This is a genomic window from Roseomonas populi (assembly GCF_024594815.1).
GTDB classification, from domain to species: domain Bacteria; phylum Pseudomonadota; class Alphaproteobacteria; order Acetobacterales; family Acetobacteraceae; genus Roseomonas; species Roseomonas populi.
Genome location: NZ_JANJOU010000001.1, coordinates 1 through 22,038, shown reverse-complemented (window position 1 = coordinate 22,038; position 22,038 = coordinate 1). Strand labels below are relative to the sequence as shown.

26 protein-coding genes and 1 tRNA gene are annotated in these 22,038 nt (G+C 71.4%); 24 read left to right on the top strand and 3 right to left on the bottom strand.

The features are described from left to right. Positions 1 to 53 precede the first annotated feature (53 nt). Positions 54 to 1,565, bottom strand: a complete 1,512-nt coding sequence (locus tag NRP21_RS00135; protein ID WP_257714143.1) for an aldehyde dehydrogenase family protein — start codon at positions 1,563 to 1,565, stop codon at positions 54 to 56. A gap of 175 nt (positions 1,566 to 1,740) precedes the next feature. Between NRP21_RS00135 and NRP21_RS00130 the strand changes: the two genes are divergently transcribed. The 4 genes from NRP21_RS00130 (at position 1,741) to NRP21_RS00115 (ending at position 6,403) form a co-directional block, all read left to right on the top strand. Next, positions 1,741 to 3,144 carry a malonyl-CoA decarboxylase gene (locus tag NRP21_RS00130; protein ID WP_257714142.1) on the top strand — a complete coding sequence of 468 codons (1,404 nt, stop codon included), beginning with the start codon at positions 1,741 to 1,743 and terminating at the stop codon, positions 3,142 to 3,144. A gap of 2 nt (positions 3,145 to 3,146) precedes the next feature. Next, on the top strand, positions 3,147 to 4,352 hold the full coding sequence (locus tag NRP21_RS00125) for a CaiB/BaiF CoA transferase family protein (protein WP_257714141.1): 1,206 nt from the start codon (positions 3,147 to 3,149) through the stop codon (positions 4,350 to 4,352). Continuing rightward, positions 4,339 to 5,190 (top strand): alpha/beta fold hydrolase, encoded by an 852-nt coding sequence (locus NRP21_RS00120; protein ID WP_257714140.1) that lies wholly within the window; start codon positions 4,339 to 4,341, stop codon positions 5,188 to 5,190. The genes NRP21_RS00125 and NRP21_RS00120 overlap by 14 nt, the downstream gene beginning before the upstream one ends. Positions 5,191 to 5,263: 73 nt before the next feature. Continuing rightward, positions 5,264 to 6,403, top strand: coding sequence for an alpha/beta hydrolase (locus NRP21_RS00115; protein ID WP_257714139.1), 1,140 nt, complete (start codon positions 5,264 to 5,266; stop codon positions 6,401 to 6,403). 21 nt (positions 6,404 to 6,424) lie between these two features. Here NRP21_RS00115 and hemB read toward each other — a convergent pair whose 3' ends face one another. Then, the gene (gene hemB / locus NRP21_RS00110) at positions 6,425 to 7,420 is read right to left on the bottom strand and encodes a porphobilinogen synthase (protein ID WP_257714138.1); all 996 of its coding nucleotides are present in this window, start codon (positions 7,418 to 7,420) and stop codon (positions 6,425 to 6,427) included. On the opposite strand from hemB, the gene NRP21_RS00105 reads away from it, so the two are divergent. From NRP21_RS00105 to thiL, 10 genes are all read left to right on the top strand, one after another. Then, positions 7,419 to 8,324, top strand: coding sequence for a dienelactone hydrolase family protein (locus NRP21_RS00105; protein ID WP_257714137.1), 906 nt, complete (start codon positions 7,419 to 7,421; stop codon positions 8,322 to 8,324). The genes hemB and NRP21_RS00105 overlap by 2 nt on opposite strands. 44 nt (positions 8,325 to 8,368) lie before the next feature. Next, positions 8,369 to 8,827: a ribose 5-phosphate isomerase B gene (gene rpiB, locus NRP21_RS00100; protein WP_257714136.1), complete on the top strand. Its 459-nt coding sequence runs from the start codon at positions 8,369 to 8,371 to the stop codon at positions 8,825 to 8,827. Further along, entirely contained in the window at positions 8,824 to 10,128 is a 1,305-nt protein-coding gene (glyA, locus tag NRP21_RS00095; protein WP_257714135.1) for a serine hydroxymethyltransferase, read from the top strand. Before rpiB ends, glyA begins: the two co-directional genes overlap by 4 nt. Positions 10,129 to 10,142: 14 nt before the next feature. Beyond that, positions 10,143 to 10,598 (top strand): transcriptional regulator NrdR, encoded by a 456-nt coding sequence (gene nrdR, locus NRP21_RS00090; RefSeq protein ID WP_257714134.1) that lies wholly within the window; start codon positions 10,143 to 10,145, stop codon positions 10,596 to 10,598. 18 nt (positions 10,599 to 10,616) lie between these two features. Further along, positions 10,617 to 11,726 (top strand): bifunctional diaminohydroxyphosphoribosylaminopyrimidine deaminase/5-amino-6-(5-phosphoribosylamino)uracil reductase RibD, encoded by a 1,110-nt coding sequence (gene ribD / locus NRP21_RS00085; protein ID WP_257714133.1) that lies wholly within the window; start codon positions 10,617 to 10,619, stop codon positions 11,724 to 11,726. Positions 11,727 to 11,809: 83 nt separating this feature from the next. Then, positions 11,810 to 12,427 carry a riboflavin synthase gene (locus NRP21_RS00080; RefSeq protein WP_257714132.1) on the top strand — a complete coding sequence of 206 codons (618 nt, stop codon included), beginning with the start codon at positions 11,810 to 11,812 and terminating at the stop codon, positions 12,425 to 12,427. Next, the gene (gene ribB, locus NRP21_RS00075) at positions 12,424 to 13,542 is read left to right on the top strand and encodes a 3,4-dihydroxy-2-butanone-4-phosphate synthase (RefSeq protein ID WP_257714131.1); all 1,119 of its coding nucleotides are present in this window, start codon (positions 12,424 to 12,426) and stop codon (positions 13,540 to 13,542) included. Before NRP21_RS00080 ends, ribB begins: the two co-directional genes overlap by 4 nt. Next, positions 13,539 to 14,024, top strand: coding sequence for a 6,7-dimethyl-8-ribityllumazine synthase (gene ribH, locus NRP21_RS00070; RefSeq protein ID WP_257714130.1), 486 nt, complete (start codon positions 13,539 to 13,541; stop codon positions 14,022 to 14,024). Before ribB ends, ribH begins: the two co-directional genes overlap by 4 nt. Beyond that, positions 14,021 to 14,557 (top strand): transcription antitermination factor NusB, encoded by a 537-nt coding sequence (gene nusB / locus NRP21_RS00065; protein WP_257714129.1) that lies wholly within the window; start codon positions 14,021 to 14,023, stop codon positions 14,555 to 14,557. The genes ribH and nusB overlap by 4 nt, the downstream gene beginning before the upstream one ends. Before the next feature lie 4 nt (positions 14,558 to 14,561). After that, positions 14,562 to 15,530 (top strand): thiamine-phosphate kinase, encoded by a 969-nt coding sequence (thiL, locus tag NRP21_RS00060; RefSeq protein WP_257714128.1) that lies wholly within the window; start codon positions 14,562 to 14,564, stop codon positions 15,528 to 15,530. A gap of 150 nt (positions 15,531 to 15,680) precedes the next feature. On the opposite strand, the gene NRP21_RS00055 is transcribed toward thiL, so the two are convergent. Beyond that, positions 15,681 to 16,211, bottom strand: a complete 531-nt coding sequence (locus tag NRP21_RS00055) for an outer membrane protein assembly factor BamE (protein WP_257714127.1) — start codon at positions 16,209 to 16,211, stop codon at positions 15,681 to 15,683. A 108-nt stretch (positions 16,212 to 16,319) separates the two neighbouring features. Between NRP21_RS00055 and NRP21_RS00050 the strand changes: the two genes are divergently transcribed. The 10 genes from NRP21_RS00050 to NRP21_RS00005 form a co-directional block, all read left to right on the top strand. Then, positions 16,320 to 16,859 (top strand): ubiquinol-cytochrome C chaperone family protein, encoded by a 540-nt coding sequence (locus NRP21_RS00050; protein WP_257714126.1) that lies wholly within the window; start codon positions 16,320 to 16,322, stop codon positions 16,857 to 16,859. Beyond that, complete coding sequence (locus NRP21_RS00045; protein WP_257714125.1) at positions 16,856 to 17,350, top strand: YceD family protein; 495 nt, start codon at positions 16,856 to 16,858, stop codon at positions 17,348 to 17,350. Before NRP21_RS00050 ends, NRP21_RS00045 begins: the two co-directional genes overlap by 4 nt. Positions 17,351 to 17,456: 106 nt before the next feature. After that, positions 17,457 to 17,660 (top strand): 50S ribosomal protein L32, encoded by a 204-nt coding sequence (rpmF, locus tag NRP21_RS00040; protein ID WP_257714124.1) that lies wholly within the window; start codon positions 17,457 to 17,459, stop codon positions 17,658 to 17,660. Positions 17,661 to 17,706: 46 nt separating this feature from the next. Next, positions 17,707 to 18,786, top strand: coding sequence for a phosphate acyltransferase PlsX (plsX, locus tag NRP21_RS00035; RefSeq protein WP_257714123.1), 1,080 nt, complete (start codon positions 17,707 to 17,709; stop codon positions 18,784 to 18,786). Further along, the gene (locus tag NRP21_RS00030; protein ID WP_308219854.1) at positions 18,786 to 19,730 is read left to right on the top strand and encodes a beta-ketoacyl-ACP synthase III; all 945 of its coding nucleotides are present in this window, start codon (positions 18,786 to 18,788) and stop codon (positions 19,728 to 19,730) included. The genes plsX and NRP21_RS00030 overlap by 1 nt, the downstream gene beginning before the upstream one ends. A 148-nt stretch (positions 19,731 to 19,878) precedes the next feature. Further along, positions 19,879 to 20,187, top strand: a complete 309-nt coding sequence (locus NRP21_RS00025) for an integration host factor subunit alpha (protein WP_257714122.1) — start codon at positions 19,879 to 19,881, stop codon at positions 20,185 to 20,187. Between the two features lie 35 nt (positions 20,188 to 20,222). Then, a complete protein-coding gene (locus tag NRP21_RS27975) occupies positions 20,223 to 20,678 on the top strand; it encodes a MerR family transcriptional regulator (RefSeq protein ID WP_257714121.1) in 456 nt (151 codons plus the stop codon). Positions 20,679 to 20,743: 65 nt separating this feature from the next. Further along, positions 20,744 to 20,820, top strand: a tRNA-Pro gene (locus tag NRP21_RS00015). A gap of 111 nt (positions 20,821 to 20,931) precedes the next feature. Then, positions 20,932 to 21,717: an ABC transporter ATP-binding protein gene (locus NRP21_RS00010; protein WP_257714120.1), complete on the top strand. Its 786-nt coding sequence runs from the start codon at positions 20,932 to 20,934 to the stop codon at positions 21,715 to 21,717. Continuing rightward, positions 21,710 to 22,038 (top strand): ATP-binding cassette domain-containing protein (locus NRP21_RS00005; RefSeq protein ID WP_332844175.1); only part of this gene is annotated, 329 nt, incomplete at its 3' end. The genes NRP21_RS00010 and NRP21_RS00005, both read left to right, overlap by 8 nt.

Sequence of the window (22,038 nt, the reverse complement as noted above, 5' to 3'; positions counted from 1 at the left end):
GGGGGCGCCGGCGGGCCGGGCGATGCGCCCGGCCGGCACCGCGCCCCTGGCACTCAGGCCATGTTGATCATGATCGTCTTCTTGTGGGTGAAGTGCTCCAGCATCGCCTCCAGCGAGGCTTCCTTGCCGAGGCCGGAGGACTTCACGCCGCCATAGGAGAGGTTGGCCTGCACGACGAGGTTCTGGTTGATCTGCACCAGCCCCGCTTCCAGCTTGTGCGCCAGGTTCAGCCCGACCTTCAGGTTGTTCGTCCAGAGACTGGCGGCCAGCCCGTACTCGCTGTCATTCGCCTCGGCCAGAACCTCCTCCGGATCGTCGAAGGGGAAGATGCAGGTCACTGGGCCGAAGATCTCCTCCCGCACCAGCCGGCTCTCCTTCGTCAGGCCGGTAAAGATGTGCGGCTGGATGAAGAGCCCCTTCTTCAGCGCGGGATCGTCGGGCATGGCGGAGCAGGCGCGCCCATTGGCGCCCGCCGTCGCCTTCCCCTCGTCGATGAAGGTCTTCACCTTCTCGAACTGCCCGTCGGAGATGATGGTGCCGATATCCGTCTTCTCATCCAGCGGATCGCCCATCACCATCTTGTCCACCTTCTCCGCCATGGCATCGACGAAGCGCTGGAAGATCGGCCGTTCCACGTAGATGCGGCTGGCGGCCGTGCAGCTCTGCCCCTGGCGGGTGAAGCGCATGGAGGTGAGGGCGCCGGCGAGCGTCTTGTCGAAGTCGCAGTCCTCGAAGACGATCATGGGCGACTTGCCGCCCAGCTCCAGCGTCACCGGGATCAGCTTCTCGGCGGCGGTCTTGTAGACGATCTTCCCGGTCTCGACGGAGCCGGTGAAGGTCACCTTCCGCACCTTCGGGTGCGAGACGAGAGGGGCGCCGCATTCCGGCCCGAAGCCGGAAACCATGTTGAACACGCCGGCAGGCAGCACGCGATTCATCAGCTCGCAGATGCGCAGCACCGCCAGCGGCGCCTCCTCCGCGCTCTTCACCACCACGGAATTCCCGGCCACCAGCGCGGGCGCCACCTTCAGCGCCATCAGCAGCATGGGCACGTTCCAGGGGATGATGGCGCCCACCACGCCCAGGGGCTCGCGCACCGTCATGGAAAGGACTTCCGGCGCGAAGGGAACGGTCTCTCCCTTGATCTCACCGCCCAGCCCACCGAAGAACTCCAGGATATCGGCGACGGTATTGGCCTCCACCCGGCTCTCGGTCCGCAGCGCCTTGCCCGTCTCCAGCGCGATCAGGCGCCCCAGCTCCTCCACGTGCAGCCGGATTACGGCGGCGCACTGCGCCACCAGGGCGCCGCGCTTGCGGGCGGCGGTCTTGGCCCATTCCTTCTGGGCGCGGCCGGCATCCTCGACCGCCGCGTCCACGTCGGCGGCGTCGCCGTCCGCGGCAGTGGCAACCTCCTCACCGGTCGCGGGGTTCACCACCGGGAAGGTCTTGCCGGAACGGGCGGGAACGTAGCGCCCGCCGATGAAGTGCCGGCCGGACAGGCCCTTGGCCAGAACGAAGGGGTCCAGCGTCGGGGCCTCGGGCGTCGGGTGCGGGGTGTCGAGCACGGACTTTTCCTCCTTGCGGCCAGTATGGGGCGGGCGAGGGTGCCCCTGCCGGCGCGGCGCCGCAAGCATCGCTGTCCTGGCGCAACCGTGCCTTGCCCGCGCGCCCCCGCGCGGCCAATCTGGCCACGTCGCCCGCCCTCCCGAAGGCTCCGGGGCGACGCAGAGGAGGAGACTCATGTCCGACGCGCCCAGCATCGACCAGGACGCGCCGTCCGAGTCCGTTCCAGCCAACAGCCGGTCCTGGATCGAGCGGCTCTGGTCCTCCATCGCGGACCGGGGTCGCCTCTTCGCGACCGTCCCGAATGACTCCGCGCCGCCGCTGGAGCGGGCCAAGGAGCTGGCCCAGGCCCTACTGACCGAGCGCGGCGAGGCCTCGGGCGCCGCCGTCGCGCGGGAGGTGATGCACGCGCTGCGCGACCTCTCGCCGGAGGACCGCAGCGCCTTCCGCCTCTACCTCGCCACGAACTTCACGCCGAGGCCGGAGCCACTGCGCGCGGCCGCCGAGGCCTACCTCGCCGATCCCAGCCCGGAGAACGCGGCCCACCTGACAATCTGCGCTGAGCCGCCGCGGCAGGAGCTGCTGCGCCGCATGAACATGTCCCCCGGCGCTACCGGCACGCTGGTTGAGTGGCGGCGGCAGCTGCTGCAGGAGGTGCGGGGCGAGCCGGCGCTGAAGCCGCTGGACGCGGACCTGCACCACCTTTTCACCTCGTGGTTCAACCGCGGCTTCCTGCAGCTGCGCCGGATCGACTGGCAGACCCCCGCCGCGATCCTGGAGAAGATCATCCACTACGAGGCGGTGCACGAGATCGCCGGCTGGCACGACCTGCGTCGCCGCCTTGCCGCCGACCGCCGCTGCTACGGCTTCTTCCACCCCTCGCTCCCGAACGAGCCGCTAATCTTCGTGGAGGTGGCGCTGGTCCAGGGCCTCGCCGCCTCCATCCAGCCGCTGCTGGACACGGAGCACGAGGCGGGAGCGGAGGCGCGGGCGGAGGCGGCGGACACCGCCATCTTCTACTCCATTTCCAACTGCCAGGACGGGCTGCGCGGCATTTCCTTCGGCAACTTCCTCATCAAGCAGGTCGTGGAGGACCTGAAGGCGGAGCTGCCGCAGCTCACGCGCTTCTCCACCCTCTCCCCCGTGCCGGGATTCCGGCGCTGGCTGGAGAAGCGGCTGGCCGATGGCCGCGCGGACCCGGAACTGGCGCTGCCGCTGGCGGATTCCGATTGGTGGCAGGATCCGGCGCGGGCGGAGGCGCTGCGCGGGCCGCTACTGAAGCTCTGTGCGGAGTTTCTCACCGATCCGGACGACAAGATGGACCCTGTGGCGCGCTTCCACCTCGGCAACGGCGCGCGGCTGGAGCGGATCAACTGGCTGGGCAACACCGCGCCCCGCGGCATGAAGGAATCCTACGGGCTGATGGTGAACTACCTCTACGAGCGCGACGAGATCGAGCGGAACCACGAGGCCTTCGCGCGCGGCGGCACGGTTGTGCGCTCCGGCGCCGTGGACGCGCTGCTCGCGCCGGGCAAGCCGGCGGCCTCCAAGAAGTCCCGCTCCTCCACGAAGGCGTCCTGAGAATGTCCGCGATCGCTCCCGGCGCGCTGAACGGCCTGAAGGTTCTCGACCTCACCCGCGTGCTGGCCGGGCCCACCTGCACGCAGATGCTCGGCGACCTCGGCGCCGAGGTGATCAAGATCGAGCGCCCCGGTGCGGGGGACGACACGCGCGGCTTCGCCCCGCCCTACGTCCCCAACACGAGGGAGAGCGCCTATTTCGTCGGCGTGAACCGAAACAAGAAGTCGGTCACGCTCGACATCGCCAAGCCTGAGGGGCAGGCGATCATCCACAAGCTGCTCGGCGAGTGCGACATCCTCGTGGAGAATTTCAAGGTCGGGGCGCTGGCCAAGTACGGGCTGGGCTGGGACGAGCTGAAGGACCGGTATCCCCGCCTGATCTACTGCTCCATCACTGGCTTCGGGCAGACCGGCCCCTATGCCCCCCGCCCGGGCTACGACGCGCTGATCCAGGCCATGGGCGGCGTCATGTCCATCACCGGCGATATCGAGGGCGAGCCGCAGAAGGTGGGCGTGCCGGTGGCCGACCTCTTCTCCGGCCTCTATGGCTGCATCGGCATCCTGGCGGCGGTGAACCACCGCCACGCGACGGGGCAGGGGCAGCGCATCGACATCGGCATGCTGGACACCAGCGTGGCGTGGCTCGCGAATCAGGCCTCCAACTTCCTCGCCACCGGCGAGAACCCGAAGCGCCTGGGCAACCAGCACCCGAACATCGTGCCCTACCAGGTCTTCCCGACAGAGGACGGGTACATCGTCCTCTCCGTCGGCAACGACCCGACCTTCGAGCGCTTCTGCAAGCTGACGGGGCAGGAGGCGCTGCTGGCCGACGAGCGCTTCGCCACCAATGCTGCCCGCGTGAGCAACCGCCAGCTCGTGACGGACACGCTAACGCCTGTCATGCAGACCCGCACCACGAAGGACTGGGTGGCGGCGCTGGAGGCGGCGAAGATCGGCTGCGGCCCGATCAACACGCTGAAGGACGTGTTCGAGGACCCGCAGGTGCAGGCGCGCGGCGTGATCGTGGAGATGGACCATGCCTCGGGCGAGCGCGTGCAGGTCATCGCCAACCCCGTGCGCCTCTCCGCCACCCCGCCAGGCTACCGCAGCGCCGCCCCGGTGCTGGGGCAGCACACGGAGGTGGTGCTGAAAGGCCTGGGAATGGGCGCGGAGGAGATCGCGAAGCTGCGGGCCGATGGCATCGCCTGACGGACCTCGTCCCGGCCAGTTCCGCTGCGGCGTCGGCCACTTCAGGGCGATGCTGCGCTGGGTGGAGTGGGGCCCGCCGGACGGGATGCCCGTGGTCTGCGTGCACGGGCTGACGCGCAACGGCCGGGATTTCGATGCCCTGGCCATGCGCCTCGCCGCGCAGGGCCGGCGGGTGATCTGCCCGGACGTCTTCGGCCGCGGAGACAGCGACTGGCTGCCGGACGGCAAGCTCTACGCCGTGCCGAACTACGCGCTGGCTTTCCAGCAGTTCCTGGCACAGCTGCCCAAGCCCTATGACTGGGTGGGCACCTCCATGGGCGGGCTGATCGGGATGGCGATCGGCGCCACGCCCGGTCTCTCGCCGCGCCGCATGGTGCTGAACGATGTCGGCCCGTTCCTGCCCGCCCGCGCGCTTGGCCGTATCGCCGCGTACCTCGCCGTACGGCACGATTTTATGAGCATCGAGGAGGTGGAGACCCATCTCCGCCTCGTCCACGCCGGCTTCGGTGAGCTACCCGACGCCGCCTGGCGCCACATGGCCGAGACGAGCAGCCGCCGCACTCCGGAAGGGCGGCTGGTGATGCACTACGACCCTGCCATCGCCGATCCGGTGGTCAACGCGCCCGTGGTGGATGTGGAGCTCGGGCCGCTCTGGAAAGCGCTTGCCCAGCCGATCCTCGTCATCCGCGGTGCCGAGAGCGACCTGCTGGACGAGGCCACCGCCGCCGCCATGGTGGCGCGCCCGGCCACGCGGCTCGTCACCTTCCCGCGTTGCGGCCATGCGCCTGCGCTGATCGACGCCGATCAAACCGGCGCGATTGCCGATTTCCTTTCGTAACCTAAGACAGCAACCGCCCAGGGAACTTAGCGTTCCAGCCGGCATGCCGAACCGGCATCGCTGGAGATCCCTTATGAACAATCTGTCCCGTCGTGGGGCCCTCATGCTGCCGCTGGGCCTGGCCGCGTTCACCTCGGCCTGCGTGCAGCCCCCTGCCGGGACGCTGATGCCCGCCGATCCCTCAGGCCGTGCCGATCCGGAGATGCGCGCCCTCCTCGAGACCTTCGCCCGCCTGAACCCGCGCCCGATCGAGACGCTGAGTGCCGTCGAGGCCCGCCGCCAGCCCTCCATGGCCGATGCAGTCCGCGCCCGGGCGCTGGAGCTGGCGAACACGAACCCGATGCGGGTGATCGGCAGCCAGGAGGATATGACCCTCAACACCGTGCCGAACCCGCTGATCGCGCGGCTCTACCGCCCGGTGGTGAACTATGCCGGCCCGGTGCCCCTGATCGTGTACTTCCACGGCGGCGGCTGGGTGATCGCGAACATCGACACCTACGACGAGTCCGCGCGCGCCCTTTGCGTGGAGTCCGGCGCGATGGTGCTCTCCATCAACTACCGCCAGGGCCCCGAGGTCCGCTTCCCCGGCGCGCATGATGACGCGAACGTCGCCTATGCCTGGGCCGTTCGGAACGCGGCCTCCATCAACGCCGACCCGAACGAGATCGCCATCGCCGGCGAGAGCGCGGGCGGCAACCTCGCGATCAACGCCGCCATCTACGCGCGCGAGGCCGGGCTGCCGGCGCCAAAGGCCGTCGCTGCCATCTATCCGGTCGGCGGCGTGGACCTGAACACGCCCTCCTACCAGCAGTTCGCCAACGCGAAGCCGCTGAACAAGCCGATGATCCAGTGGTTCGTGCAGAACTACACGCGCGGCCCGCAGGACCTGCAGGACCCGCGGCTGGACCTGATCGGGAAGGCCGACCTTTCCCGCCTGCCGCCGGTGATCCTGGTGAATGCGGAGATCGACCCGCTGGCCGATGACGGCGCGCGGCTGGAGCAGAAGTTCCGCTCCTCCGGCACGCCGGTGATCCGGCGCGCCTATGCCGGTGTCACGCACGAGTTCTTCGGCGCCGACCCCGTGCTGACGAAGGCGAAGGAGGCCCAGAGCTTCGTGGGCGCCGAGATGCGCCGTGCCTTCGACGCGCCGCCGATGCCCGCGGCCCCGCCGCGTGGCCGCCGGCCGGTGCGGCGCCCGGCCCCCGCGATGTGAGAAACGGGCTGTGCGCCGGCCTCAGCCGGCGCGCAGCCGCCTCGCGGCCTCAACCGCGAAATAGGTGAGCACGCCGTCCGCCCCCGCGCGGCGGAAGGCCATCAGGCTCTCCATCATCGCCTTCTCGCCGTCCAGCCAGCCATTGCGCGCCGCGGCCTGGATCATCGCGTACTCTCCGCTCACCTGATACGCGAAGGTGGGCACGCGGAACTCGTCCTTCACGCGGCGGATGATGTCCAGATACGGCATCCCCGGCTTCACCATCACCATGTCCGCGCCCTCGGCCAGGTCGCCCGCCACCTCGCGCAGCGCCTCGTCGGAATTGGCGGGGTTCATCTGGTAGGTCTTCTTGTCGCCCTTCAGCGCGCCGCCAGATCCCACCGCGTCCCGGAACGGGCCGTAGAAGGCCGAGGCGTATTTGGCGGAATAGGACATGATCCGCGTGTGGATCAGGTGCCGCTCGTCCAGCGCGCCGCGGATGCGGCCCACGCGGCCATCCATCATGTCGGAGGGCGCGATGATGCCGATCCCCGCCTCCGCCTGCACCACGGCCTGGGCGACCAGCACCTCCAGGCTCTCGTCGTTGTGGACGTAGCCGTCGCGTATCACGCCGTCATGCCCATGGTCGGTGTAGGGATCCAGCGCCACGTCGCCGACCAGCGCCAGGCCCGGAAAATCCCGCGTCAGGATGCGCGCGGCCCGGCACATCAGGTTCTCCGGGTTTTTCGCCTCCGTCCCCTCAGCGTTCTTCTTCTCAGGCGGCGTGACGGGGAACAGGGCGATGGCCGGGATGCCCAGCTCCGCCGCCGGGCCGACATGGTCCGCCAGCAGGTCCAGCGAGACGCGCTCCACGCCGGGCATGGACGCCACGGACTGCCGCTGGTTCTGCCCTTCCGTGATGAAGATCGGCCAGATCAGGTCATCCACCGAGAGCCGGTTCTCCGCCACCAGGCGGCGGGTGGAATCGTCCAGGCGGTTGCGGCGGGGGCGGCCGGAGGGGAAGGGGGCGTGGTGCATGGCGTCTTGTCGCGCCAAGTTCCGGGGCCGCCAAGCCGAAACCGTGGCGGGGGAGGGGCGCTGGATCGGCATGAAATGGCTCCTCCCGGCCGCGCTCCTCGCCGCCCTGCCCGCCGCGGCGGCCGAGCCCGTCACCATCCCCGGCCCGAGCGGCGTGGCGCTGCGCGGGCTGCTGGTGCGCCCGGCCGGGCATGCCCGGGGCATACCGATCGTCGCCCTGCACGGTTGCGGCGGGCTCGGCGGCCCGGGCACGCCCCTGTCGCTGCCGTCGCGGGAGGCCGACTGGGCCGCTCGGCTGGCCGCGCTCGGCCACCCCCTGGTCTTCCCCGACAGCTTCGGCAGCCGGGGCGTGACCCAGGTCTGCTCGGGCGGTGAGCACGGGATCATGCCCGAGACGATCCGCCGGGCCGATGCCCAGGCGGCCGCCGCCTGGGCCGCCGCCCAGCCCTGGTCCGTCCCCGGCGGCGCCTTCCTCATGGGCTGGTCTCATGGCGGCAGCACGGCCCTGGCCGCCATCGGGCAGCCCGTGCCGCCCGGCCTGCTGCGCGGGGCCGTAGCTCTCTACCCCGGCTGCGCCCGCCCGGGTCAGCCGCCCCCGCCCTGGAAGCCCGCCGCCCCCGTGCTGATGCTGCTGGGCGGCGCCGACGACTGGACCCCGCCCGGCCCCTGCCGGCTGGCCGCGGAGCGCGCCCGCCCGGCGTCGGTGGAGGTTGTGGAGTACCCCGGCGCCGTGCACGGCTTCGACCAGCCCGCCATGCCCCCGCGCAGCCTGTCCGGACTGGACATGACAGCCCGCGGCGACGGCACGGCCCGCATGGGCACGGACGAGGCGGCACGGGCCGACGCGCTGCGCCGCGTGCCGGCCTTCCTGGCCGCGCATGGCGGACCCGACCGCAAGGACTAGCCCTGCCGTTTCAACCCCGGCGCCACCCGTGGTAAGGCGCCGCAATGACTGCCCCCCTCACCATCGCCGTCGGCGCCGATCACGCCGGCCTGGCGCTCAAGGCCACCCTCCGCCAGGCGCTGGAGGAAGCGGGCCACTCCGTGCTCGACATGGGCACCCACGGCACGGAAAGCGTGGATTATCCCGATTTCGGCATGGCCGTGGCCGAGGCCGTGAACGCGGGCCGGGCCCGCTACGGCGTGCTCGTCTGCGGCACGGGAATCGGCATTTCCATCGCGGCCAACCGCACCCCCGGCATCCGCTGCGCCCTGGTGCATGACGTGACGGGCGCCCGCCTGTCCCGCGAGCACAACGACGCCAACGTCATCGCCTTCGGTGCCCGCATGACCGGCCCGGAACCCGCGCTGGAGGCCCTGAAGGCCTTCCTCGCCACCCCCTATGCCGGCGGCCGCCATGACCGCCGGGTCCTGAAGCTCTCCCCGGACTGGACCCGCACCCCATGAACGAGCAGACCCCGGCCGCCAGCACGGACCGCTTCTTCAACGCCCCCCTGGCCGATATTGACCCGGAGATCGCGGACATCATCTCCCGCGAGCTGGTGCGCCAGCAGGACGGGATCGAGCTGATCGCCTCCGAGAACATCGTCTCCCGCGCCGTGCTGGAGGCCCAGGGCTCGGTCCTGACGAACAAGTATGCCGAGGGCCTGCCGGGCAAGCGCTACTACGGCGGCTGCGAGGTGGTGGACCTCGCCGAGACGCTGGCCATCGAGCGGGCCAAGAAGCTCTTCGGCTGCGGCTACGCCAATGTGCAGCCCCATTCCGGCGCCTCCGCCAATGCGGCGGTGTTCTTCGCCCTGCTCCAGCCCGGCGACACCTTCATGGGCCTGGACCTGGCCGCCGGCGGGCACCTCTCCCACGGCTCCCCGGTCAACCTCTCCGGCAAGTGGTTCAAGGTCGCCCCCTACACGGTGCGGCGCGAGGACCAGCGGATCGACATGGAGGAAGTGGCCCGCATCGCGCGGGAGAGCCGCCCGAAGCTGATCATCGCCGGCGGCTCCGCCTATGCCCGCGAGTGGGATTTCCCGCGCTTCCGCGAGATCGCCGACGAGGTGGGCGCCCTGTTCCTGGTGGACATGGCCCATTTTGCCGGCCTTGTGGCGGGCGGCGTCCACTCCTCGCCCTTCCCGCACGCGCATGTGGTGACCACCACCACCCACAAGACCCTGCGCGGCCCCCGCGGCGGCCTCATCCTCACGAATGACGAGGCGATCGCGAAGAAGCTGAACTCGGCCGTCTTCCCGGGCACCCAGGGCGGGCCGCTGATGCATGTCATCGCCGGCAAGGCCGTGGCGCTGGGTGAGGCGCTGCGCCCGGAGTTCCGTACCTATGCCCGCGCCGTCGCGGACAACGCCAAGGCCCTGGCGGCGGAGCTGCTGGAGCAGGGCTTCGGCCTCGTCACGGGCGGCACGGACAACCACCTGGTGCTGGTGGACCTGCGGCCGAAGAACCTGACGGGCAAGGCCGCCGAGGCCGCGCTGGGCCGCGCCCACCTGACGGTGAACAAGAACGCCATTCCCTTCGACCCGGAGAAGCCCTTCGTCACCTCCGGCGTGCGTCTGGGCTCCCCCGCCGCCACCTCCCGCGGCTTCGGCGAGGCGGAGTTCCGCGAGGTGGGGCGCCTGATCGGGCAGGTGCTGGATGGGCTCTCCCGCTCCAACTCCCCCGAGGGGAACGAGGCCGTGGAGCGGGCGGCCGGGGAGGCGGTGCAGGCTCTCTGCGCCCGCTTCCCGATCTACCGCGGCTGAGTTAGCCCAGCCGGATGCGCTGCCCCTTCTGCCAGTCCGAGGACACGCAGGTGAAGGACAGCCGTCCGGCGGAGGACGGCTCGGCCATACGCCGCCGCCGTTCCTGCAACGCCTGCGGCGCCCGCTTCACGACCTTCGAGCGGGTGCAGCTGCGCGACCTGATCGTGCTGAAGACGGACGGGCGGCGCGTGCCCTTCGACCGGGAGAAGCTGGCCCGCTCCATCCGCGTCGCGCTCCGCAAGCGGCCGGTGGATGCGGAGAAGGTGGAGCGCATCGTCTCCTCCATCCAGCGCCGGCTGGAGTCGGAGGGGGCGGAGGAGATCACCTCCAAGGCTATCGGCCAGCGGGTGATGGAGGTGCTTCGGGAGCTGGATCCCGTGGCCTATGTGCGCTTCGCCAGCGTGTACCAGAACTTCCGGGATGCGGAGGACTTTCACGCCTTCCTCGGCTCCCTGGACAATGCCGGGTGAGGCGAGCAAAGGGCTCGCGTGTCTGATCGCGCGCATATGAGTGCGGCCCTGGCGCTGGCGGCGCGGGGCCTTGGAAATACCTGGCCCAACCCGTCCGTCGGCTGCGTCATCGTGCGGGACGGGATGGTGGTCGGGCGCGGCCACACGCGCCCTGGCGGCCGGCCCCATGCGGAGACGGAGGCCCTCCGCGCCGCCGGCGAGGCCGCGCGCGGCGCCACCGCCTATGTCACGCTGGAACCCTGCTGCCACTGGGGCCGCACCCCGCCCTGCACGGACGCGCTGATCGCGGCCGGCGTCTCCCGCGTTGTGGTCGCCCTGCGCGACCCGGACCCGCGGGTGGACGGCGTCGGGCTGCAGCGCCTGCGCGATGCCGGGATCGCGGCGGAGGTCGGGCTGCTGGAGGAGGAGGCGCGGCGCGTGAACGCCGGCTTCCTCAAGCGCTTCGAGCGCGGCCTCCCGATGGTCACGGTGAAGCTGGCCACCACGCTGGACGGCCGCATCGCCACCCGCACCGGCGAGAGCCAGTGGATCACCGGCCCGGAGGCGCGGCGGCTGGCCCATGCGCTGCGCGGCAGCCACGATGCGGTGATGGCCGGCAGCGGTACCCTCCTGGCGGACGATCCGGAGCTGACCTGCCGCCTGCCCGGCTACGCCCCCGTGCGGACGGTGCGGGTGGTGGCCGATGCGCGGCTCCGCACGCCGCTCGGTGCGCGCCTTTTCTCGTCCGAGGCCCCGGCCTGGATCGCCACCGTGTCCGGCCACGACCCGGCGGCCCTGGCGGCGCTGGAGCAGCGCGGGGCGGAGTTCATCGACATCCCTGCCGCGCCCGGGGGCGGGCTGGAGCCGGAGGCGCTGCTGCGCGCCCTGGCCCGGAAAGGCATCACAAGGTTGCTGGTAGAGGGTGGGGCGGCCCTGGCCGCCTCCCTGATCCGGGCGGGGCTGGTGGACCGGCTGGCCTGGTTCACCGCGCCATCGCTGATCGGCGGCGATGGCCGGGCGGGGCTGGACTCCCTCGGCGTGGAGCGCCTGGCCACCATGCCCCGGCTCCGTATCACCGGGCGGCGCCCGGCGGGGGACTGCTGGCTGGTTGAAGCCGATCTCATGCCGGGAGACACGACGCCGGGCTGACCCGCGCCGTCTCCCTCTTGTCATGGGGCGCCCCGCGCGCCATCCCCTGCCTCGCGTTCTCAACCGTTCCTGGAACCGCCCCCTTGTTCACCGGCATCGTCACCGCGATCGGCGAGATCCGCCGCCTTTCCCCGATCGGGGCGGGGCAGGACATGCGCGTCGGCATCGCCACCCCGGCAGGCTGGCTGGATGGCGTGGCCATCGGCGCCTCCATCTGCTGCTCGGGCTGCTGCCTGACCGTGGTGACGCTGGAGGAAGGCCTGTTCGAGGTGGACATCTCCGCCGAGAGCCTCTCCCGCACCACCCTCGGCAACTGGCGGGAGGGGGCGCGGATCAACCTGGAGCGTTCCCTGAAGATGGGCGACGAGATGGGCGGCCACGTCGTCTCCGGCCATGTGGACGGGGTGGCGGAGGTGCTCTCCGTCGTGCCGGAGAACGGGTCGCACCGCTGGACCTTCCGCCTGCCGGAGAAGCTCGCCCGCTTCGTGGCGGAGAAGGGCAGCATCGCCATCGACGGTGTCTCCCTTACCGTGAACGCGGTGGAAGGCACCGATTTCGGCGTCAACCTCATCCCCCACACGACGGAGGTCACCGCCCTCGGCGCCCTCGCGCCGGGCGCGCGGGTCAACATCGAGATCGACATGCTCGCGCGCTACGTCGCGCGGCTTCGCCAGTTTGAAGGACGGGAGTCCGGGGCATGAACGTGCAGGCCGTGAAGACGAGCTTCTCCGACTTCATCAGCCCCACTGAGGAGCTGCTGGAGGAAGCGCGGCGTGGCCGCATGTTCATCCTGGTGGACGACGAGGACCGGGAGAACGAGGGCGACCTGGTGATCCCCGCCCAGTTCGCGACGCCGGACGCGGTGAACTTCATGGCCCGCCACGCGCGGGGCCTGATCTGCCTGGCGATGACGCGGCACCGGGTGGAGCAGCTCGGCCTGCCGCTGATGGCGCAGAGCAACGGCACCCGGCACCAGACCGCCTTTACCGTCTCCATCGAGGCGCGGGACGGGGTGACGACGGGCATCTCCGCCGCCGACCGCGCCCGCACGGTGGCGGTGGCGGTGAACCCGGAGCTGGGGCGCGAGCACATCGTGACACCGGGCCATGTCTTCCCGCTGGTCGCGCGGGAGGGCGGGACGCTGGTCCGGGCCGGCCATACCGAGGCGGCGGTGGACTTCGCCCGGCTCGCCGGGCTGAACCCCGCGGGCGTGATCTGCGAGATCATGAACGAGGACGGCTCCATGGCCCGGATGCCGGACCTGGTGGCCTTCGCCCAGCACCACGGCCTGAAGCTCGGCACCATCGCCGACCTTATCGCCCACCGCCGCCGCACGGAGCGGCTGGTGCGCCGGGTGGAGGAGGGCACGCTGGAGGACGCCCCCGGCGGCCCCTGGCGCGTGACGATCTACGCCAACACCCTGGAGTACGGGGAGCATGTGGCCCTTGTGAAGGGCGACCTGACCCGCCCCGGCCCGGTGCCCGTGCGGGTGCACGCGGTGAACCTTCTCTCCGACATCACCGGCCGCAACGGGCCGAAGGACCTGCACGACGCGATGGAGGAGATCGCGCGCATCGGGCGTGGCGTGGTGGTCCTGATCCGGGACGTGAAGGCCGATGCGCTCTCCAGCCGCGTGCGGGCCGGGCGCGAGAAGGCGGCGCCGGAGCTGCGCGACTACGGCATCGGCGCCCAGATCCTGGCCGACCTCGGGGTGCGGGAGATGGTCCTCCTCTCCAACCATCCCCGCCCCGTGGTGGGGCTGGAGGGCTATGGCCTGACCATCACCGAGATCCGCCCCATCGGAGACGCCTCTTGAGCACTGCCGACGCCCCCCTCCGCGCTGCCCCCGAGCTCTCCGGCCCGCCGCCGCGCGTGCTGGTGATCCAGGCGCCCTACTACGCCGACGTGGTGGGCGGCATGGTGGACGGGGCGCTGGCGGTCCTCGCCGGCATCGGCGCCGAGGCCGAGGTGGTGGACGTGGCCGGCGCCTTCGAGCTGCCCGCCGCCCTCCGCATGGCGATCCGCGCCGGGCGCTGGGACGGGTTCCTGGTCTTCGGCTGCGTGGTGAAGGGCGAGACCGACCATTACGACCACATCTGCCGCGAGGCCTGCCGCGGCGTGATGGACATCTCGGTGGAGACGATGGCCCCGATCGGCTTCGGTCTCCTTACCGTGCACACGATCCAGCAGGCGATCGCGCGTTCCTCTGCTGACCGCCACAACAAGGGCGTGGAGGCGGCGAACGCCATGATCGGCCAGATCGCCCTCGTCCGGCGGCTGGCGGAGACCACCGAATGAACCAGACCACGGGCCCGGCCCCGAAGCGCAACCCCAAGCCGGCCAAGGCCGGCCGCCCCCGCACGGGCGCCCGCGTCGCCGCCGTGCAGGCCCTGTTCCAGTCCGAGGCGGGCGGGGAGAGCGCGGAGACGGTGATCGACCAGTTTGTCCGCCACCGCATCGGCACGCTGAACAGCGACGCCGGCTTCGAGGACGGGCGCGTGCCCCAGGCGGACGTGCCCCTGTTCAGCCGGATCGTCCGCGGCGCCGCCAAGGACGCGGAGACGATCGACGCCGCCATCGCCTCCCACCTCTCCGGCAACTGGACGCTGGACCGGCTGGACCCGGTGCTGCGCGCCCTGCTGCGCGCCGCCGCCACCGAGTTCTGGGGCGCGGCGGACACCCCCGCCCGGGTGGTGATCAACGAGTACATGGACATCGCCCACGGCTTCTTCGACGGCGAGGAGCCCCGCTTCGCCAACGGCGTGCTGGACGCACTCGCGCGGCAGATGCGTGGGGACGAGTTCCAGGCGAAGCCCGCCTCCGGGGCCTGATCCCGTGTCCCTGCCCCCGGAATTCGCCCTCATAGCCCGCCACTTCCGCGGGCTGGCGGGGGAGGGGGCGCTGGACCTCCAGGACGACGCCGCCCTCCTCGCCCCTCCGCCGGGGCTGGAGCTGGTGCTGGCGGCCGACGCGATGGTGGAGGGCGTGCACTACCTGCCAGACGACCCGCCGGAGACGGTCGGGCGCAAGCTGCTGCGGGTGAACCTCTCCGACCTCGCAGCCATGGGAGCGGAGCCGCTGGCCTATCTCATGACCACGGCCCTGCCACGCGGCACGCCGCCGGACTGGCTAGCCGCCTTCGCAGCCGGGCTGGCGGATGACCAGCGGAGGTTCGGGCTGCACGTGCTCGGGGGCGACACCGTCTCCATCCCTGGCCCGGCCTGCCTTTCCCTCACCATCCTCGGCACCGTGCCGCCCGGGCAGGCTCTCCGGCGTGCCGGCGCTCGCCCGGGCGACGATCTCTGGGTTTCCGGCACGATCGGGGATGGGATGCTGGGGCTGGGCGTGCTGCAGGGGCGGATTCCGGCCGACCCCGAGGGGCACCTGACCCGCCGCTACCGCCTGCCGGAGCCGCGCCTGGCGCTGGGGAAGGCTCTGCGGGGCGTGGCGCGGGCCGCGATGGACGTCTCGGACGGGCTGGCGCAGGACCTTGGCCATCTCTGCCGCGCAGGCGGGGTGGGGGCGGTGCTGGACCTGGCCGCGATCCCGCTATCCCCGCCGGCCGCCGCTCTGGCGTTGGAGGACCCGTGCTGGCGGGCCCGCCTGGCCGCGGGCGGGGACGACTACGAGCTGCTCTTCGCGGCCGACCCGGCCGATGCCGGGCGGGTGGAGGCGGCCGCCCGGGCTGCGGGCACACCTGTCGCGCGCATAGGAGGTTTTACGGACGGCCATGTGGAGGTCACGGTGCTAGGACCGGAGGGGGATGCCGTGAGCCTTCCACAAGGGGGCTGGAGCCACTTCTGAGATGAGCGGCCCTGGCCGGCCTGCCAGGCAACGCGGGAATAAGGCCGGGCAGGGCGGGCCGGCGCGGTCGTCCGCTCCCCGGCGGAGAATCCGGGCAGGTCTATCGGCGGGCCGCCTGGATCCCCCGCCAGCAGCGGGGGGCGGCGCCGATCAGGGCGCCCCGGGTCCGGCGCCCGGACCCACCGGCGTGGTCGCGGAGGGGCCGAAGCGGCCGATATTGCCGAACAGGGCCTGCAGCAAGGAACGGTCATTGCCCGGAACGGGAGTGGTGCGCTCGGACATGGCGATGTTCCGCATGTCGTCCTCGCCCTTCTGTTCAACGCCCCGGACGATATCGCGCTCGTCGAAGCGCACGATCACCACGCGCTGGTTGTCGATGCCGGGGGTGCGGGCCGGGCGAATGTGGGTGGTGGAGCTGATGTAGTACCACTCGCGCCCGTCGAAGGTGGAGGTGGCGGTGGGCGAGCCGAGCAGTGCGGTGACGTCCGCCTTGCTGGAGACGCCGGGGGTGATGTCCCGCAGCAGTTCGGCATCCGCCCGGTTGCCGCGCAGCTCCTCCGGCGCGCCGAAGACGGAGCATCCGCCAAGGGGCGCCGCGAGGAGCGCGAGCAGGACGAGCGCGGCAGGGCCGGCGCGGCGCCGTGCCGGCGGCCCGGAGAGCGGATTGACGGGGGCGGTCATGGAGGCCATCTCGGGGGTTCGATTGCCACCGCCCCGCGGCCCGGTCAACAGATCGTCGCGCCCGTTCCGGGCCAGGGGGTGGGTTGCTGGAACGGAACCTCTGAAGCCATGGCCTTCTTCGGCCTTTTTCGCCGCCGCACGCATGAGCGGGCCGGCTTCGCCCTTTACACGGCGGCCGTGACCGCGGCCCGCGATCCCCTCCTCTTTGAGGAAGGGGGGGTGCCGGACACGCTGGAGGGCCGCTTCGACCTGGTGGCGCTCCACGCGGCCCTCCTGGTGCGCCGCCTCCGGCGGGACCCGGACCCGCGCGGCCCGGCCCTGGCTCAGGCCGTGTTCGACGCGATGTTCGCCGACATGGACCTGAATCTGCGGGAGATGGGGGTGGGCGACATGTCCATCGGCAAGCGCGTCCGGCGCATGTGGGAGGCCTTCCATGGCCGCGCCCTCGCCTACGAGGCCGCGCTGGAGGGCGGGGATGCCGCCGGGCTGGAGGCGGCCCTGGCCCGCAATGTCTGGGGCGGGGAACCGCCGCAAGGGGCGGCCGCGCGGCTGGCGGCGCATGCCGCGGCGCTGGATGGGCGGCTGGCGGCCCAGCCTTTCGCTGGTTTCGCTGCCGGCGAGGTCGATTTCGGGAAGGTGGCCGCATGAAGCGGGAATTCAGCAGGACCCTTCGCCCGGCCGCCCTGGCGCAGGGCGGGCGGGCGGAGCACCTGGAGGCGACGCCGGAGGAGCGCGCGGCACTTGCGGCGCGTATGGGGCTGCTGTCGCTCGCTTCCCTCTCCGCCGACCTGGACCTGGTGCCCGGCCCTGGCAGCACGGCGCGGGCGCGCGGGATGTTGCGCGCGGCGGTGGTGCAGGCCTGCGTGGTGACGCTTGAGCCGGTGCCGCAGACCATCGAGGAGCCTCTGGACTGGCGTATCCTGCCGCCGGGGGAGGAGCCTTCCGACGAGTTGGACGATGGGCCGGACGAGATCGAATCGGAGCCCGACGGCACGGTGGACCTCGGCGAGGCCCTCGCGCAGAGTCTTTCCCTGGCCCTGGACCCTTATCCGCGCGCCCCGGACGCTGAATTGCCGGATGGTGCGCGGGATGCGGCGGCCTCGCCCTTCGCCGCCTTGCGCGGGCTGAAGCCCAGCTAGGCACCAGAAGCCTTGCCCCGCGAGAGCGTGAGTGGTAAGGCGCGCGCCTCCCGAGCATCCCGTCCGTCCGCGTGACGTGTCATAACTATAGAAAGGCCCGGCACCGATGGCCGTTCCGAAGCGAAAGACCTCGCCCTCCCGCCGCGGCATGCGCCGCAGCCATGAGGCCCTGAACCGCGAGGCGCACGCCGAGTGCCCGAACTGCGGTGAGCTGCGCCGCCCGCACAACATCTGCGTCTCCTGCGGCTTCTACGATGGCCGCGAGGTCGTGGCCGCCGGCAAGCCGCTGAAGGCCGCTGTCCGCGCCTGATCCGGCGCGGCTTCCTTCCCGTCCAGGCAAGCTGAGGAGCGCGGAATTGGCCGCACCCGGGGCCACCGGACCCGCGGAGCGTTTCGCGCTCGCGGTCGATGCCATGGGGGGCGACCACGCCCCTGATGCCGTGCTGGACGGGCTGGAGCAGGCCGCGGAGCGCCACAAGGGCGCCCGCTTCCTGCTGGTGGGTGACGAGGTGCGGCTGACGGCCGGCCTCGCGACCCGTCCGCGCGCGGCCGCTCTCTGCACGATCCGGCACGCGCCCGACGCCATCCCCGGCGACATGAAGCCCACGGCGGCGCTGCGCGTCCGCCGCGCCTCCATGCGGCTCGCCATCGATGCGGTGGCGGCGGGGGAGGCTGAGGGCGTGGTCTCTGCCGGCAACACCGGCGCGCTGATGGCGCTGGCCAAGATCGTGCTGCGGACCATGCCGGAGATCGACCGCCCGGCGCTCGCTGCCATCGGCCCCTCCGCGCGCGGCGACGTGGTGCTGCTCGATCTCGGCGCCAACATCACCTACGAGGCGCGCAACCTCGTGGAGTTCGCGGTGATGGGCGACGCCTTCGCCAGGGCCGTGCTCGGCCTCACCGACCCTACCATCGGCCTGCTCAACGTCGGCTCCGAGGAGCTGAAGGGCGATGAGCGGATCCGTCAGGCGGCGGAGATGCTGCGCGACAGCCATATCGGCGCGAATTTTCACGGCTTCGTTGAAGGGCACGACATCACGGCCGGCACGGTGGACGTGGTGGTGACGGACGGCTTCACGGGCAATGTGGCACTCAAGACCGGGGAGGGGGCGCTGAAGCTCGTCGGCAGCCTCCTGCGGCAGGTCTTCAACTCCTCCATCCCCGCGCGCCTGGGCTACCTGCTGGCACGCCCGGCGCTGGACCGGCTGCGGCAGTGGATGGACCCCCGCCGCTACAACGGCGCGGTGCTGATCGGACTGAACGGCGTGGTGGTGAAGAGCCATGGCGGCACGGACGCGCTCGGCTTCGCCCATGCGGTGGACGTTGCGATGGACATGGTGACGCACGGCTTCAACGAGCGCATCCGCACGGGCGTGGCCCAGCTGGGCGGGGCCCAACTGGGTATCCCGCAGAAGCAGCGGGCTGCGGCCGGCTGATGATCCGTTCCGTCATCGCCGGCACCGGCGGCTACCTGCCGGCGCGTGCCCTGACCAATGACGAGCTGGCCGAGGCCTATAGCCTCGACACCTCCGACGCCTGGATCACCGAGCGGACGGGCATCCGCCGCCGCCACATGGCCGCCCCGGGCGAGACCACCGCGGACATGGCCGCCGCCGCCGCGCGCGAGGCCCTGGCCCAGGCCGGTGCCGAGGCCTCCGAGGTGGACGCCATCATCCTGGCCACCGCCACGCCCGACTCCGCCTTTCCCTCCACCGCGACCCGCGTGCAGGAGAAGCTGGGCATCCACCAGGGCTTCTCCTTCGACATCTCGGCCGCCTGCACGGGCTTCATTTATGCCCTGGGCGTCGCCGACTCGATGATCCGCACGGGGCAGTGCCGCAGCGCCCTGGTGATCGGGGCCGAGGCCTTCAGCCGCATCCTCGACTGGACGGACCGCAGCACCTGCGTGCTCTTCGGCGACGGTGCCGGCGCCGTGCTGCTGCGCGCCGAGGACGGGGAGGGGGAGCGCGGCATCCTCTCCAGCCACCTGCACTCGGACGGCCGCCACGGCGACATCCTGCAGGTGGAGGGCGGCCTCGTCCGCATGGCCGGGCGGGAGGTGTTCCGCCACGCCGTTGCCAAGCTCGCCTCCGCCGTGGACGAGGCGCTGGCCGCCAACAACCTGGCCCAGGCGGACGTGCAGTGGCTGGTGCCGCACCAGGCGAATCGGCGGATCATCGATGCGATGGGCCGCAAGCTCGGCCTGCCGCCGGAGCGCGTGGTGGTGACGGTGGACCGCCACGCCAACACCTCCGCCGCCTCCATCCCCCTCGCCCTCGCCGAGGCGACGCGGGACGGGCGCGTGGCGCGCGGAGACCTCGTGCTGATGGAAGCCATCGGCGGCGGCCTGACCTGGGGCGCGGCGCTGGCGCGGTTCTAGGCCGCGCTCCGACTCACCTCGGCAAATCGGCAACACTGCGTGCCGGAAACCACATCTTTCCCGTGAGTCGATTGACGGGGGTGGGGTAGCGGCGGTCCAATCGCCCCAGGCGGGACATTCCCGCAGGGGCGAGAGGGGGCATGGCCGCGTGAACACCATTACCCGCGCTCAGCTGGCTGAGGCGATCTACATGCAGGTCGGTCTCTCCCGGAACGAGAGCGCGGCACTTCTTGAGGATGTGCTGAACCGCATCTCCGCCACGCTGCAGGCGGGGGAGGCGGTGAAGCTCTCGGCCTTCGGGACCTTCTCGGTCCGGCAGAAGGCGCAGCGGATCGGGCGTAACCCCAAAACCGGCGTCGAGGTGCCCATCACCCCGCGCCGCGTCCTCTCCTTCCGCGCCAGCCAGGTGCTGAAGGCCCGGATCAACGGCGAGACGCCGCCCCGGACCGACGATTGAGTGGGCGAGGACTGAGCAGGAGCGCGATGAGCGGCATGAGCGTCCTTGGCGATATCACTCCCACCCCGCCCTCAGGGATCAGCGAGGGCGGCGAATCCGCCGCCCGGGCCCGCAAGTCCCCCAATGCCTTCCGCACCATCAGCGAGGTGGCGGAGGACCTGCACATCCCGCAGCACGTGCTGCGCTTCTGGGAGACGAAGTTCCCGCAGTTGAAGCCGCTGAAGCGCGGTGGCGGCCGCCGCTACTACCGGCCGGAGGACATCAACCTCCTCCGCCGCATCGGCGACCTCCTCTATACCCAGGGCTACACCATCAAGGGCGTGCAACGCCTGCTGCGCGAGGGCGGGCTGGAGGCCGTTGAGGCCGCCGGCGAGTCCGGGGAGGCCGCCCTGGCCGACTCGCCCGAGGTCGCCGAGGGGATGGAGCTGCGCGCCTGCCTGGACGAGCTGGAGGCGATCGCCGGCGCTCTCAGGGCCCTGACCGCCCGCTGAAACCTGCGGAAAGCCGTGCCGCCGGGGTTGAGGGCGGTGCGGGCGGGTGCTAGACCCCGCCGCGTCGGAGCGTAGCGCAGCCTGGTAGCGCATCAGTCTGGGGGACTGGGGGTCGTGGGTTCGAATCCCGCCGCTCCGACCATCCTTCCCCCTTCCTATCCTTCTTACCTCAATCCGCTTGCGTGGCCCTGACGGCCCGTCCATGCTTCCCCGCAGCCGCGAAGACGGCGCTTTGGGGAATGGGACGGTCTGGGTGCAGGAATACATCCTGGAGACGGACGGGCTGACGAAAGAGTTCCGCGGCTTCGTCGCGGTCTCCGACGTCTCGCTGCGTATCAGGCGGGGCACGATCCACGGGCTGATCGGCCCGAACGGGGCGGGCAAGACCACCTGCTTCAATCTGCTGACGAAGTTCATGCAGCCCTCCCGCGGGAGCATCCGCTACGACGGGCAGGACATCACGCGCACGCCCCCGGCGGAGGTGGCGCGGATGGGGCTGGTGCGCTCCTTCCAGATCTCGGCCGTGTTCCCGCACCTGACGGTTCTGGAGAATGTGCGGGTCGCGCTGCAGCGCCAGCGTGGCGGCAGCTTCGATTTCTGGCGCAGCGATTCAGTGCTGCGCCAGTACGACGACCGCGCCATGGCCTTGCTCGCCGATGTCGGGCTCACCTCCTATGCCGGCGCGCCCGCGGGCACGCTGCCCTATGGCCGCAAGCGCGCGCTGGAGATCGCGACGACGCTCGCGCTCGAGCCCACCCTGATGCTGCTGGATGAACCCACGGCGGGCATGACGCATGAGGACGTGGACCGGATCGTGGCGCTGGTGCGCCGCGTGGCGCAGGGCCGCACCGTGCTGATGGTGGAGCACAACCTGAAGGTCGTGGAGGGGCTCTGCGACGCCATCACCGTGCTGACGCGCGGCAAGGTGCTGGCGGAGGGCCCCTATGCCGAGGTCTCACGCAACCCGGCGGTGATCGCGGCCTATCTCGGCAGCGATCCCGGCGTTTCCGGCGCGAGCCAGGAGGCGGCCCATGCTTGATGCCGCCGTCTCCACCGACACGATGCTGGCGGTGCGCGGACTCAACGCCTGGTACGGCGAGAGCCATGTGCTGCACGGCGTGGACATCGACATCCGCCCGGGCGAGGTGGTCACGCTGCTCGGCCGCAACGGCGCGGGAAAGACGAGCACGCTGCGCGCCATCATGGGGCTGACCGGCCGCCGCACGGGTTCCGTGATCTTCGAGGGGCGCGAGACGATCCGCATGAGCCCGGACGCGATCGGCCGCGCCGGTATCGGCTACTGCCCGGAAGAGCGCGGGATCTTCGCCAGCCTCGACGTGACGGAGAACCTGATGCTCCC